11 protein-coding genes and 1 pseudogene are annotated in these 12,630 nt (G+C 61.0%); 9 read left to right on the top strand and 3 right to left on the bottom strand.

From position 1 onward, the window contains the following. Positions 1-126: 126 nt before the first annotated feature. The 3 genes and pseudogenes from ABIE33_RS30625 to yghU all read right to left on the bottom strand — a co-directional run bounded on the left by ABIE33_RS30625 (position 127) and on the right by yghU (position 3,368). Positions 127-1,707, bottom strand: a pseudogene (locus tag ABIE33_RS30625) (amidohydrolase). Positions 1,708-2,065: 358 nt separating this feature from the next. Further along, positions 2,066-2,443 carry a hypothetical protein gene (locus ABIE33_RS30620; protein WP_429132061.1) on the bottom strand — a complete coding sequence of 126 codons (378 nt, stop codon included), beginning with the start codon at positions 2,441-2,443 and terminating at the stop codon, positions 2,066-2,068. A 10-nt stretch (positions 2,444-2,453) separates the two neighbouring features. Continuing rightward, complete coding sequence (gene yghU, locus ABIE33_RS30615) at positions 2,454-3,368, bottom strand: glutathione-dependent disulfide-bond oxidoreductase (RefSeq protein ID WP_429132059.1); 915 nt, start codon at positions 3,366-3,368, stop codon at positions 2,454-2,456. 408 nt (positions 3,369-3,776) lie between these two features. Between yghU and ABIE33_RS30610 the strand changes: the two genes are divergently transcribed. The 9 genes from ABIE33_RS30610 (at position 3,777) to ABIE33_RS30570 (ending at position 12,363) form a co-directional block, all read left to right on the top strand. Beyond that, complete coding sequence (locus tag ABIE33_RS30610) at positions 3,777-4,886, top strand: extracellular solute-binding protein (RefSeq protein WP_429132057.1); 1,110 nt, start codon at positions 3,777-3,779, stop codon at positions 4,884-4,886. Positions 4,887-5,047: 161 nt separating this feature from the next. After that, positions 5,048-6,034 carry an ABC transporter permease gene (locus ABIE33_RS30605; RefSeq protein WP_429132056.1) on the top strand — a complete coding sequence of 329 codons (987 nt, stop codon included), beginning with the start codon at positions 5,048-5,050 and terminating at the stop codon, positions 6,032-6,034. Continuing rightward, positions 6,034-6,828 (top strand): ABC transporter permease, encoded by a 795-nt coding sequence (locus ABIE33_RS30600; protein ID WP_429132054.1) that lies wholly within the window; start codon positions 6,034-6,036, stop codon positions 6,826-6,828. Before ABIE33_RS30605 ends, ABIE33_RS30600 begins: the two co-directional genes overlap by 1 nt. Beyond that, a complete protein-coding gene (locus ABIE33_RS30595; protein ID WP_429132052.1) occupies positions 6,828-7,913 on the top strand; it encodes an ABC transporter ATP-binding protein in 1,086 nt (361 codons plus the stop codon). Before ABIE33_RS30600 ends, ABIE33_RS30595 begins: the two co-directional genes overlap by 1 nt. A 93-nt stretch (positions 7,914-8,006) precedes the next feature. Then, positions 8,007-9,500, top strand: coding sequence for an NAD(P)-binding domain-containing protein (locus tag ABIE33_RS30590; protein ID WP_429132051.1), 1,494 nt, complete (start codon positions 8,007-8,009; stop codon positions 9,498-9,500). 9 nt (positions 9,501-9,509) lie between these two features. After that, entirely contained in the window at positions 9,510-10,010 is a 501-nt protein-coding gene (locus ABIE33_RS30585; RefSeq protein WP_429132049.1) for a CMD domain-containing protein, read from the top strand. Next, positions 10,007-10,582: a peroxidase-related enzyme gene (locus ABIE33_RS30580; protein WP_429132047.1), complete on the top strand. Its 576-nt coding sequence runs from the start codon at positions 10,007-10,009 to the stop codon at positions 10,580-10,582. The genes ABIE33_RS30585 and ABIE33_RS30580 overlap by 4 nt, the downstream gene beginning before the upstream one ends. A gap of 41 nt (positions 10,583-10,623) precedes the next feature. Further along, a complete protein-coding gene (locus ABIE33_RS30575; RefSeq protein WP_429132045.1) occupies positions 10,624-11,235 on the top strand; it encodes a helix-turn-helix domain-containing protein in 612 nt (203 codons plus the stop codon). Positions 11,236-11,280: 45 nt separating this feature from the next. Beyond that, positions 11,281-12,363 carry an NAD/NADP octopine/nopaline dehydrogenase family protein gene (locus tag ABIE33_RS30570; RefSeq protein WP_429132043.1) on the top strand — a complete coding sequence of 361 codons (1,083 nt, stop codon included), beginning with the start codon at positions 11,281-11,283 and terminating at the stop codon, positions 12,361-12,363. The last annotated feature ends 267 nt before the right edge of the window (positions 12,364-12,630 follow it).

Raw genomic sequence — 12,630 nt, 5'->3', positions numbered from 1 at the left:
AGCAGTTCCAGCGCCCTTCAGGCGCTGCAGTTTGGTTCGCTGCCCGAGCTGGTTGTGCCGGAGTATCGAGTTCGGGATTTTCGTGCCGAACCCGGGCTGCGCGACGAGATAGCCGCTTGCGGTACGTCATCTTGGCTGGAAAAGTTTGTCCGCATCGTAGACCGGCTTACCCTGTAGCAGGGTCGCCTCGACTTTTGTCTCTCCAATCTCGTTGATCGGGATATCAAAGATATCTCGCTCCAGAACCACGATATCGGCGAATTTTCGCACTTCGAGCGTTCCGGTGCGGTCCTCCTGGTTCAGGAGCCGGGCGGGATTGACGGTCATCCACTTGACCGCGGTGCGCACATCCCGCGCCCCTTCCTTCGGACGTTCCAGGGCGGCCTGGATCTTGACCAGCGGCGAGAGCTCATCCGCGTCGAAGTCGCTGCTCATCACCACGGTCGCGCCACTCTTTTCGAGGCTCGCCGCCGGCATCATGTGATCGGCGCGCTTACCAACGAATTTGCGGATGAAGGCGATGTAATCAGGTGCGAGCGAGCTTGGCGCCAACTGCAAATCAGCAACCGTCCCCGTCTCGCGAAAGCGGGAATAGTCCGACGGGTCGAGCAGATAGAGGTGCGTCAGACGATGCGGGCCGGCCTTCTTGTCCGCCTGATCGATCGCATCAAGCGCAAAGCGCGCGCCCCGGTCGCCCGTTACATGGAAGTGCAATTTGAAGCCGAGTCGCGAAAGGGCTTGTGCGTAGTCATTCAAAACCGCTGTTTCGAAGTAGAGGAATCCTGAGTCGAAGCCATGATCGATGCCCGGCCCTTTCAGATAGGGCTGCAGCACCGCACCGGTGCGCTGCTCAAGAATGCCATCGACATAGCGTTTCACCTAGTTGAACTTCAGGAGCCGATCCGGATCCTTGCTGTAGAGCTTCGCGAGTTTCTGTATTTGCTCGTCGAAAGGCAGATCCGGGTAAACGTAGAGGGCGTTGAAGGCGCGCACCGTCAGCGTCCCGTTTTGCTCGGCTGTCTCCCATGCCTTGACGTGACCCTGGGGCCAGAACCCGCCGGCATCGCTGATCGTGGTGATGCCGTTCTCTGCGAAGGTCTTCAGCGTCGGCAGCATGCTTTCATAGACAAACTCTTCGTTTTCAGGCGTATCGGGAAAAGCCAGATTGCGCAGCTTCTGCTGGGCATTTTCAAGAACGATGCCGTTGGGCCGGCCAGTCCCGGGATCGCGCAGGATGATTCCGCCAAGCGGGTACCCTTTTATCGTGTCATAACCCGCCGCCTGGAGCGCCTTGCTGTTGGCCCAGGCGCCGTGTCCGATGTCATCCAGGATGAGAGCCGGTCGGTCGGGCACGATATCGTCCAGCACCGCAACCGGGTCGTCCGTTTGGTCAAGCAGATGCGGCATGCTCACACCTGAGCCGAGGACCCATTCGCTCTCCGTCTCGGCGTCGCAGGCCTCGATCGCCTCTCGGGTCTGCCTCAATGTCGCGAAAGGCTCGAAGTCGCAGAGGATCTCGTTGACGCCGGCCGCGATGAGGTGGACATGGGCGTCCTGAAAGCCTGGCAGAACCGCCTTGCCGCCGAGATCGATCACACGTGCATCCGGTCCAGCCTTCGACAGCACATCGGCTTCCTTGCCGACGGCGACGATGATGCCCTTGGCATCGATCGCCAGAGCTTGCGCCTCATCCTGGGACGATGCCATGGTATGGATCGCGGCATTGCGGATGACGACAGTTCCATCGGTCGCAAGGACGGGCATGGCGACGGATGTTGCCAGAAGTGCCGCCGCGCCGGCGAACACCGTCTTCGCGATCTTCGTTTTCATCGGGATCCCTTGTTCACCACAGCGTTCGCAAGTTTTTCGCCCACACTCGCGTCGTTTCACTCTTCAAGCGTTACCCGACGGATTTTGTGTGGGTCGGGGCCTGCATCGCGCCGAGGCATTGTCGCGTCCGTGTCCGGAGAGTTTCCATCCGCCTCACGGTTGGCTCATGTCGCCGTTGATCCCGGTATCTGCTGGTGCGGGCCGCGGAAGTTGCACTGATCGCGGCCCGTTACCTTCACACCTCGAAGACGTCCTGGAAGGATTCCGGGAAGCTCTGGCGGGCGACCTTTTCGTTGATGACGAGCAGGGCCTCATAGGACACCGGATCGAAATCCTTTTCGACAGCCATAACCTCGCGACCGAACAGGAGGTTAAGCCGGGCGGCGTCAAGATTGCCGCGCTCGAACGGCTCCGCGCCGAAATGATGCCAAAGGGCGTGGAGGAATGCCGCGTCGATGCGGTGCGCCCCCGAGCCCGGCCGGGCATGGCGGGGCAATGCCTTGATCGGCGTTGCCCCCTTTGGATTGGCGCGACGGATGACGAACTGGATGCCTGTACCCGGCATGGCGTAGGGAAAACCCCGGTGTTTCGTCATATCAGCCAACTTCGCCATTCTATTCTCCTTACGCTGTCTGTTTCTGCTCGATCTTGTCCTGCGTCTTCGTGTCGAAGTCGGAGGCGTCGTGGCGTTCGTGTAGCTGCTCTGACGGGTCGCCGCTCAGCCGGTTGACCATACGGCCACGCTTGACCGCCGGACGGGCGGCGATTTCGGCCGTCCAGCGCTGGACGTGCCTGTAGCTCTGGACATCGAGGAACGTGCCGGCGTCGCCATAAGCCTGATTGAGTGCGAGGTTGCCGTACCAGGGCCAGATCGCCATGTCGGCAATGGTGTATTCGGAGCCGGCCATGAACTGATTGCCTTCCAGATGGCGGTCGATCACGTCAAGCTGACGCTTCACCTCCATGGCATAGCGGTCGATGGCGTATTTGATGTGCATCGGCGCGTAGGCGTAGAAATGGCCGAAACCGCCGCCGAGGAAGGGGGCCGAACCCATCTGCCAGAACAGCCAGTTGAAGGTTTCCGTGCGGGCTCGAAGCTCCGACGGCAGAAAGGCGCCGAATTTTTCCGCGAGATAGAGCAGGATGGAAGCCGATTCGAAGACGCGGACCGGTGCTCCGCCGCCCTTCGGCGCGTGGTCCATCATGGCTGGGATTTTGGAGTTCGGATTGGCCTCGACGAAGCCGGAACCGAATTGGTCACCATCGCCTATGCGGATTGGCCAGGCATCATACTCTGCGCCCGAATGGCCGGCAGCCAGAAGCTCCTCGAGCATGATCGTGACCTTCACGCCATTGGGCGTGGCGAGCGAGTAGAGCTGCAGCGGGTGCTTGCCGACGGGCAGTGCCCTGTCGTGGGTCGGGCCAGCGATCGGGCGGTTGATGCTGGCGAACGCGCCGCCATTGCCCGCTTCCCAGGTCCAGACCTTAGGAAGCTCATAGCCGGCGGGGAAATTATCGGCGGGGGATTTCTCGGTCATCAAGTTCAACCCTGTCTCATCGAAAACATGTCACTGTGCCGGATTTGGCATTTCTCGATATAGGAAAGCAATCGCTCTTGCGCACGACTTTCAGTGACAGAGCTAATGCAATTGTGCTGCGCGGTCTCCGTCGTGTGATCTCAGCGCCATCTCTCAGGCCTGGTTTTGACCTGTCCAGTGCGAGACCCAGTAACTTTCCCATAAAGGCTGCTTGACATTCATCCATTATACAGGTCAATTCCTGTTTAGCGGACACAAAGTTCGGTATACCGGACAAAGGCGGGGAGGCCTTTTCTTCAAAATCACGCCCAGGCAGCCATGTTGCCGGCGGACCAATGCGTCCGCAGCGCGTATAGACATTCCAAAATACCTGCTCTCACAAGTCAAAACTAAAAAAGGGGGACTTAAATGAGTGAAATTGTATCCATCAACCGTAGAACTGCGCTGAAACTGCTTGGCGCAGGAGGGGCTGTTCTTGCGGCGCCTTACATTATTCGTCCGCGCCCGGCCTGGGCTGACAATGGTGTCCTTAACATCACCACCTATGATAAGTTCCTGCCGCAGGAATTCATCGACAAGTTCCAGAAGGATACCGGTATCGAGGTCCGCATCCGCCTGACCGACGACCAGGGCAAGCAGTACAACCTGCTCACCGCCGAGGGTGCCAATCCTTCGACCGATATCGTCACTGTTGCTGGCCACCGCTATTCGCAGTTCATCAGCTCAAAGCTGCTCCAGCCGCTCGACACCGGCAAGATTGCCAACTGGAAAAATCTCAACACCGCCTATCAGGACGCTCCCTGGGCGCGTGTCGACGGCAATTTGTGGGGCCTGCCGATCCTGGCCGGCTACGAGGGGCTCGCCCGCAACGTCGACTATGTGAAGGAAGCGCCGAGCTGGGAGATCATGTTCGATCCGCAGTTCAAAGGCCAGACCTCCTACATCGTCAGCGACTTCATGACCATCGTCATGCAATATCTCGGCCATGACGGCGACTTCGTCAGTTATGCCGGCAAAGCAGACGTTGCCCAGAAGGCGACCAACGAAGCGCGCGACTTCCTGATCAAGAACAAGGACATGGTGCGCAAGTACTATGATGCCGGTTCTGAAGTGCAGCAGATGTTCATCAACGAGGACATTTATCTCGCCCATTCGTGGTCGGGCCCGGCTGCGAAGCTGATCATCGACGGTCATCCGATCCAGTTGTCGGTGCCGAAGGAAGGCACGTTCGGCTTCTGCTACACGCTCAACGTCGTCAACAACGCGCCAAACGCGGAAAATGCCTACAAGCTGCTCGACGCCATCCTCGCAAACCCGGAAGTCGGCGCTGCGATGACCCGCCAGTCGGGCTACAGCTCGACCATGAACGGCGTCGGCGATCTGCTGAACGAGCGCGAAAAGCTTGCCTCGACGCTTCCGCAGGAAGAAGTCGACCGCATCATCTTCTTCTCGTCGGTCAACCGCGACATGAAGAACGAAATGATCGACCGCGCGACCGCAGAGGTCAAGGCGGCCTGATCGGGCGACGCTTCGCATAGCTTGCACCTGTCCCGGAGCGCTTCGGCAAGCTCCGGGATGGCTGCCGGTCTGCGAGCCCCTTCCAGCCAACAACGCGCAATGACCGACTGCCGGCGACGCCGCGCGGTGCCGGTCGGGCTGCGCCAAACCGAGATCGTTTCATGGTGAGTAGCAACACGACAGCCGGATACGGCACGCTGCACGAGGCGGCCGTGCCGAAATATTCGACCGGCATAGCCAAGGTCGTCAACTCCGCGCTTTACCGGCACACGCTGGGAGCGGCAGTGGAGTCGCGGATCGGTCGCATCATCCTTCTGGCCGGTGTGCCGATGATCTGGCTGATCATGCTGCATGTCGGGCCGATCTATCAGATGCTGAAGATCAGCCTTCTGTCGCACTATCCGGTCCAACCGGGCGTGGAGTCGCATTTCACCCTCGACAACTACGCGATCTTCTTTCGGGAATCGATCTACTTCACGCCTCTGATCAAGAGCTTCATCTTCGCGACGGCGGCGACCGCTGCCACCCTGGTGGTCGTCTATCCCGTTGCCTACTACGTCGCCAAGGTCGTAAAGCCCGAGGGCCGCTCCAAGGCGCTTTTGCTGTTGCTCGTGCCGTTCTGGGCGGGCGAGCTGATCCGGACGTTCTCGGTGATCATGCTGCTTGCCAACCGTGGCGCGGTCAACGTTCTGCTGCGCGAGATCGGCGTGATCGACCGGCCGATCCCGATGCTCTATACATCCTTCTCGCTGGGCTTCGGCCTTGTCTATCTGATCTGCCTCTACATGCTGCTGCCGCTCTATTCGGCGATCGAAAAGATCCCGTCGCCGTTGCTCGATGCAGCTGCCGATCTGGGTGCCGGTCCGTTCACGCGCTTCCGCCGGATCATTCTGCCGCTGTCGCGCGACGGCATCGTATCGGGCTGCTGCCTGGTCTTTCTCACATGCATCGGCGTCTTTGCGACCCCCATGCTGCTCGGCGGCCCCAACACCGTGCTGTTTCCCGAAACGATCAGCGGCTTCTTCCATGGCGCCAGCGACAAATGGCCTGTTGGTGCCGCCTTCGCCCTGATCATGCTGGTGACCGCTCTTGTCGCCGCCGCCATCTTCATGCGGCTGGTCGGCGGGCGCAAAAGGAGAGCAATCTAATGCGCACCCTGTTTTCCGATGCCCCGCGCGCATCACTGACGGCGTTCTACTGGGCCTTCATCCTCTATCTGCTTCTACCGCTCACGCTGATGATGGCCATGAGCTTCAAGGGCGCCAATTTCGTCGCCTTCCCGATCGGGGAGTGGACGTTCGACTGGTACGTCAAGGTGATGCAGGACAAGCAGTTCCTGGAAGCCTGCCTCTATTCGATCATGATCGCGGGAGCGACGACGCTTGCGGCGACGACCCTCGGCGTCTGGATAGCCATGCTCATCGTTGCCGAGGGCGTCCGCGGCCAGGTCATCATCTTCGCGCTCGCCTGTCTGCCGGCGGTCGTGCCCGGCATGATTTCGGCGATTTCGCTGCGCATCTTCATCTCGACCATCGATATGCCAACGGGAACGGCTGCAATCATCCTCGGCCACACCGTGCACGCCGTGCCGTTCGTCGTCGTCATGGCGCTCACCCGCCTGCGCTCGATGCCGGGCAACCTCGTCGATGCGGCCCGCGATCTTGGTGCCGACAGCGTCGTTGCCTTCTTCCGCGTGACGCTGCCCTATCTCGGGCCGGCACTCCTCGGCGGCATGATCTTCTGCGTGCTTCTGTCGATCGACGATTTTGTCCGAACCTTCTTCCTTGGTGGCTATCGTCCGACCTTGCCCATGCTGATCTTTGCCAAGGTGCAGGGCGGCATGTCTCCCGAAATCAACGCAATGGCGACACTTGTCCTCGTGGTTACGGCCGCTGTCGGACTGTACGCCGAACATCTCACCCGCCGCGCGAGGACCCGCTGATGGAACCCGTCGTCCAATTCGACAATGTCAACAAGAGCTACGGCAAGCACGTCGCCGTCGACAACCTGAACCTGAGCATCGAGGCAGGCAAGTTCGTCACCTTGCTCGGACCTTCCGGATGCGGAAAGTCGACGTCGCTACGCATGCTTGGCGGCTTCGAGACGCCGACGTCCGGCCGCATCCTGTTGAGCGGCAAGGATGTCACGAAGGTTCCACCCAACAAGCGCAACGTCAACATCGTCTTCCAGGACTATGCCCTGTTTCCGCATATGACCGTTGCCAAGAACATTGCCTTCGGCCTCGAGCTGAAGGGCCTCGACAACCGGTCCATTCATCGCCGGGTATCGGAGCTGCTGGAACTGGTCCAGCTCCAGGACTATTCCAATCGTCTGCCGGCCGAGCTGTCCGGTGGCCAGCGCCAGCGCGTCGCGCTCATGCGCGCCCTTGCGCCAGATCCGGACGTCTTGCTGCTCGATGAGCCGCTCTCCGCACTTGACGCCAAGCTGCGTCAGCAGATGCAGATTGAACTCAAGGCCATTCAGGAAAAGACCGGCAAGACCTTCATGTTCGTCACCCACGATCAGGAGGAAGCGCTGACCATGTCCGACACGATCGTGGTCATGAACAAGGGCAGGATCGAGCAGATGGGCGATCCCCATACGCTGTACGGCCGCCCCGGCTCGGTCTTCGTCGCCAACTTCATCGGCGAGACCAACCTTTTGCGCAGCACCGTTGTCGGAACCGAAGGCGATGTCGCGGCCCTCAGCTGGAACGGCATTACCATCAAGGCAAACCCAGGCGGGCTTTCGCCGAAGGCCGGCGAGCATCTCTACGTCGTCCTGCGGCCGGAGGCGATCCATTGTTCGGCCGCCGAGCCGACGAGCGGAAACCGCATCAAGGGCAAGATCCGTCAACGGGTGTTCAAGGGCAACCACACGTCGCTGATGGTCGAAGTCGGCGAGGGCACCTTGCTCAACACCCTTGTGCATCCAAGCGATGTCGCGCAACTTAACGGCGAGGACATCTGGGTCGGTTGGAAGCCCGAGACGGCGACGGTCATTCCTGACCGGCACGCTCACAAATAATCAACTAACGGCCCGCATCGCATTGGTGCGGGTCCACAAGCAGGCAAGGCGGCCAATGCGGACTTAAGTTCCATTGGGCGACGGAGGTGAACCATGGCCTATAACGTAGAGACACCGGTCCCATCGGCGGCGACGAGCCTGCCGGAGCTGGAGCAGCGTGTCCGAGACGACCTAGCCTGCCTGTGCTATCCGCCGGCAAACTGGGTCGTGCCCACGGCTTGCGAAGAACAGGTCCATGACGTCGTCGTCATCGGTGGCGGCATGTGCGGCCTCGTCGCCAGTTTCGCCTTGATCGGCGCTGGCATTCAAAACATCCGCATCTTCGATCGCAGCGACGAGGGCCTTGAAGGGCCGTGGCTGACCTATGCGCGCATGGAAACCCTGCGTTCGCCAAAGCAACTGACCGGCCCAGCCTATGGCATGGCCTCGCTGACCTTCCGTGCCTGGTATGTTGCCCAGTTCGGCGATGAGGCATGGGCAGCGCTCGACAAAATCCCGCGTCCGATGTGGATGGAATATCTGCGCTGGTACCGCAAGGTGCTCGCCCTGCCGGTTGAAAACGGCGTTGAGGTCAAGGCGATCCGGCCCGAAGGCGCTTTCATGCGGCTGACGACAACGGGCAAGGGCGCCCGGCAAACGTCGGTGCTCGCCCGCAAGGTGATAATGGCGACCGGCCGCGACGGCATGGGTCATCCGAGCATTCCCGACTTCGTCAGCGATCTGCCGGCGAAATTCTGGGCGCATTCCTCCCACGAGATTGACTTTGCTGCGCTCAGCGGCAAGCGGGTGGTGGTTGTCGGGGTCGGCGCGTCGGCCGTCGACAACGCTGCAGAGGCGCTGGAGGCAGGGGCTTCCGAAGTCCGCCATCTCATCCGGCGCAAGGAAATGCCGTGCATCAACAAGCTGATGGGTATCGGCTCCTTCGGCTTCACCGCCGCATTCCCGCAGCTGGGTGACGCCAGGCGGTGGCAGATCATGAACTACTCGCTGCGCACCCAGACACCCGCGCCGCGTGGTTCGACGATGCGCGTCAGCCGTCATCCGAACGCCTATTTCCATTTTGACGCCGCGGTCGAAAGCGTCGAACTCGACGGTGACGAGATCGCCATCGAGACGTCGCAGGGCAAGTCGGTCCGCACGGATTTCCTCATTCTGGGCACTGGCTTCGGCGTCGATCCGCTGGCGCGCAAGGAGCTCGACGGCTACGCCGACAAGATCCTTTTGTGGCAAGACCGCTTCACGCCGTCCGCGGGCGAAGAGAATGACCAGCTCGGCCGGTTCCCCTATCTCGCCGACGACTTCAGCTTCCTCGAGCGCGAACCGGGCCAGGCGCCGTGGCTTGCCAACATCCACAGTTTCAATTCGGGCGCGGCCGCCAGCCTCGGCAAGGTCAGCGGTGACATTCCTGGTATCAGCGAGGGCGCGTCGTGGCTGGTGCGGGAGATCGCAGCCAAGCTCTACAGTGAGAATTTCGACCAATATTGGCAGCGTTTGCTTGACTACGACACGCCCGAATTGCGCGGCGACGAATGGACGGCATCGCCCTTGCCGGACAGCGTAACGGTCAACGATCGCAAGCAGGCATAGGAGGACGACATGGCTGAGAACGAAGACGTGATTGCCGCGATCGTCGGCATCGGGGCCGGCAGTGCGATCGCCGGCGTCGTGTCGGGGCGGGCCGACATCATGGTGCTGACCCAGAAGACGCATGACAGTGCGCTGACCCCGGAAAATCCAGGCGGCCTGTCGCATGCCGAGCGCGCTGCACTTGCCTGGCGCATCGCCAAGATCAATGATGACAAGGCTTTCGAGGATCATTTCGAGGCATTGCTGGAAAAAGCGGGTGCGCCGGACGCCGCTGCCCGAATGGCCGATATCTGGTTCGACGGTGGCAAAGATATCCGCGCCAAGGCGCTGATCCGCCACGTCGACCTGGTGGCGCATGCGCCCAAGGAGGCAACCCGTCGCGACATCGAACTGCTTCAGGAAGCCGGCCTTGCCGATGACGACATCGTGCGGCTTTCAGAACTTGTCGCTTTCGTCAGCTACCAGATCAGGGTTGCCGTCGGCCTGGACTTGATGCGGGGGCTGGCATGAGCGAGATCGTGCACGACTTCACCACCGATATTCCGGTCTGGAAGCCCTATGTGACGCCGCTCAACCTGGCGGATGCGAGCGCCGAGCAGCTCGAAGCGCTCAAGGTCACACCATCCAACACCAAGGTCTCGGACTACGTGCTGGTGCTGGCGCATGACGTCGAAACGCTGACGCACAGAAGCCCGCTCTTCAACGGGGTGATGTATAATAGCGGCGGCCTGTCACGCGCCGAGCGCGAGATCGGGGCCGTCGGTGCTTCCATCGTCAACCGTTGCATCTATTGCGCGGCCGTTCATGCCAGTCGCTACAACCAGTTGACCAAAAGTGCCGATGTGATCGCAGCCATTTTCGCCGATGGCGTCGATGCCGAGATCGAGCCGCGGCTGAAGGCGATCCTGAATTTTGCAGTCAAGCTTTCGAAATGCCCGTCCGAAGCAAGCGCCGATGATATGGCGGCGCTGGTGGAGGCCGGTTTAGGTAAGGAGGAAATCCTCGATCTCATTCTGTCCACGTCTCTGTTCGGCTGGGCCAACCGGCTTATGCACACGCTCGGCGAGCCGATCAGGGAATGACAGGAGGAGGCACTCACTCGATTGGCAAAGAGGGACAAACCATGGTGTTGGTCAACCCGCCCGAGATAGGGCCACGCTTGCAGGCATATCGAAAAGAGTTGAATCTGACACTCGCCGAACTGGCTGCCATGTCGGGCGTGTCGCGCTCCATGCTGTCGGAAATAGAGCGCGGCAACGCCAACCCGACCTACGGCACGCTGTGGCATCTGACGCGTGCGCTCAAGATCGACCTCAACAGTCTGGTCAGCGGCGCAAGTGAAGAGCGCGGCGGTTCCATCATCGATCTCCAGCCGGGAAACCTGACGCCGACCATCCGCAGTGCGGACGGCAGTTGCACGCTGCAGATCCTGTCCCCGGCCAGCATGGTGTCGCTGATCGAATGGTACCTGCTGAGCTTTGAGGCCGAAGGGGAACTGGTGAGCGACCCGCATGAGACCGGGACCGTCGAGCATTTGCACTGCACCAAGGGTGAGATCGTGGTGCGCAGCGCCGGTAACACGATGATCGTGCGGGCCGGAGAAACCGCACGCTATGCGGCCGACGTCCCACACTCGCTGACGAGCGTCGGTCCTGTCGGGGCGGGGGCATTCCTGGTGGTTGCTTCCGGCGACGTCGGACCGAACACGCCGAGAACGTCGATACGTCCGAAATAACGATCGGCCAGCCGGCCGAATTCATGAGCAGAAAAGGGAATGACAATGCGGGTAGGAATAGTCGGCGCGGGTTCGATCGCTTTTGGAACGGCGGCGCTTGTTGAACAGCAAGGCCACGAAGTGACCTTGTGGTCGCCATCCGGCGAGCGGACGCGCGCCCTGGCCAGCGGCCAGGCGCTGGTTGCCGAAGGAGCGATCAAGGGCACCTTCCATCCGGCCGTTGCAGCAAGTGCGCAGGATCTCGTTGCAGGTGCCGAGGCGCTTGTCATTGCGCTGCCGGCCTATGGCCACAAGACTGTCCTCGACGCCATCGCGCCGCATATCACGCCGCTGCAGATCGTCATCTTCAGTTCGCACGCATCGTTTGGCGCGCTGTACCTATCGCGCCTGCTGGCAGCGCGCGGCGTCGTCGTTCCGATCGTTGCATGGGGCACGACGGCGGTGTCGGGCAGGCAGTTGAGCCCGACCTCGGTCAATGTGAACACGATCCGCAAGCAGGTCGATCTTGCGACGGTGCCGGCGTCAGAGAGCGCCAAGGGCCTCGCGGTCTGCCAGTCGCTGTTCGGCGATCGTTTCCTCGACCGCGGCAGCCTGATGGCGATTGCGCTCTCCAACCTCAATCCGCAGAACCACATGGGCATCGCGCTCGGCAACATGACCCGGATGGAGCGCGGCGAAAGTTGGAGCCAGGGCCAGAACGTGACGCCGAACGTCGGACGCCTTCTTGAGGACCTCGACCAGGAGCGCATCGCCATCGCCAGCAAGCTCGGCCTTGAGGTCCGCAACATCTTTCAGCATTTCCACCTCTCGTTCCACGTGCCGATGAGCTCCATCTCCCAGATGAACCAGGAGATGCACGAGGCTGGCAATGGTGGCAGCGGCCCGACCACCGCCGATAGTCGCTATGTGACGGAAGACGTGCCCTTCGGCCTGGTCATGACGGCGAAGATCGGACGTCTCGCTGGCCACCCCGCGGAACTGCATGAGGCGGGCATTCGAATTTTCTCGGCAATGTATGGCCGCGATTTCACTGCGGAAAACGACCTTCTCAAAGCCCTTGATCTCGACGCGATGTCGCTCGACGAACTCAAGGAGTTGTGCCGCAACGGGTTTGCAGTCGCGGCCTGACTTCAGCGCCGAGCGTCGGCCTTCACGCGCTTGCGGCAGCCAGCCTGCCGGTAGCGCTTGAGGGCCGGACGAACGGGGCAAACGATCGGGAAACCGTCCCGTCCTCGTTGTTTCAATATGGATTTCCCAGTGCAGCGACACCAAGAGTGCCGTCAGCCAGAGTGAGGTTTTACCCGCCATGACCAGTGCTTTTCTTTCGCATCTCCGCTCGGAACTCGACGGGTTGAAATCGTCAGGTCTTTACAAGTCGGAGCGGGTGATCGTCTC

It is taken from the genome of Ensifer sp. 4252 (assembly GCF_050434565.1).
GTDB lineage: Bacteria > Pseudomonadota > Alphaproteobacteria > Rhizobiales > Rhizobiaceae > Ensifer.
The sequence above is the reverse complement of the archived record's forward strand: the minus strand, read 5'-3'. Positions and strand labels throughout refer to the sequence as shown.

Bases quoted from the DNA above. Each gene is read 5' to 3' on its own strand.
- ABIE33_RS30620 (WP_429132061.1), bottom strand. From the start codon at position 2,443: ATGGCGAAGTTGGCTGATATGACGAAACACCGGGGTTTTCCCTACGCC.
- yghU (WP_429132059.1), bottom strand. From the start codon at position 3,368: ATGACCGAGAAATCCCCCGCCGATAATTTCCCCGCCGGCTATGAGCTT.
- ABIE33_RS30610 (WP_429132057.1), top strand. From the start codon at position 3,777: ATGAGTGAAATTGTATCCATCAACCGTAGAACTGCGCTGAAACTGCTT.
- ABIE33_RS30605 (WP_429132056.1), top strand. From the start codon at position 5,048: ATGGTGAGTAGCAACACGACAGCCGGATACGGCACGCTGCACGAGGCG.
- ABIE33_RS30600 (WP_429132054.1), top strand. From the start codon at position 6,034: ATGCGCACCCTGTTTTCCGATGCCCCGCGCGCATCACTGACGGCGTTC.
- ABIE33_RS30595 (WP_429132052.1), top strand. From the start codon at position 6,828: ATGGAACCCGTCGTCCAATTCGACAATGTCAACAAGAGCTACGGCAAG.
- ABIE33_RS30590 (WP_429132051.1), top strand. From the start codon at position 8,007: ATGGCCTATAACGTAGAGACACCGGTCCCATCGGCGGCGACGAGCCTG.
- ABIE33_RS30585 (WP_429132049.1), top strand. From the start codon at position 9,510: ATGGCTGAGAACGAAGACGTGATTGCCGCGATCGTCGGCATCGGGGCC.
- ABIE33_RS30580 (WP_429132047.1), top strand. From the start codon at position 10,007: ATGAGCGAGATCGTGCACGACTTCACCACCGATATTCCGGTCTGGAAG.
- ABIE33_RS30575 (WP_429132045.1), top strand. From the start codon at position 10,624: ATGGTGTTGGTCAACCCGCCCGAGATAGGGCCACGCTTGCAGGCATAT.
- ABIE33_RS30570 (WP_429132043.1), top strand. From the start codon at position 11,281: ATGCGGGTAGGAATAGTCGGCGCGGGTTCGATCGCTTTTGGAACGGCG.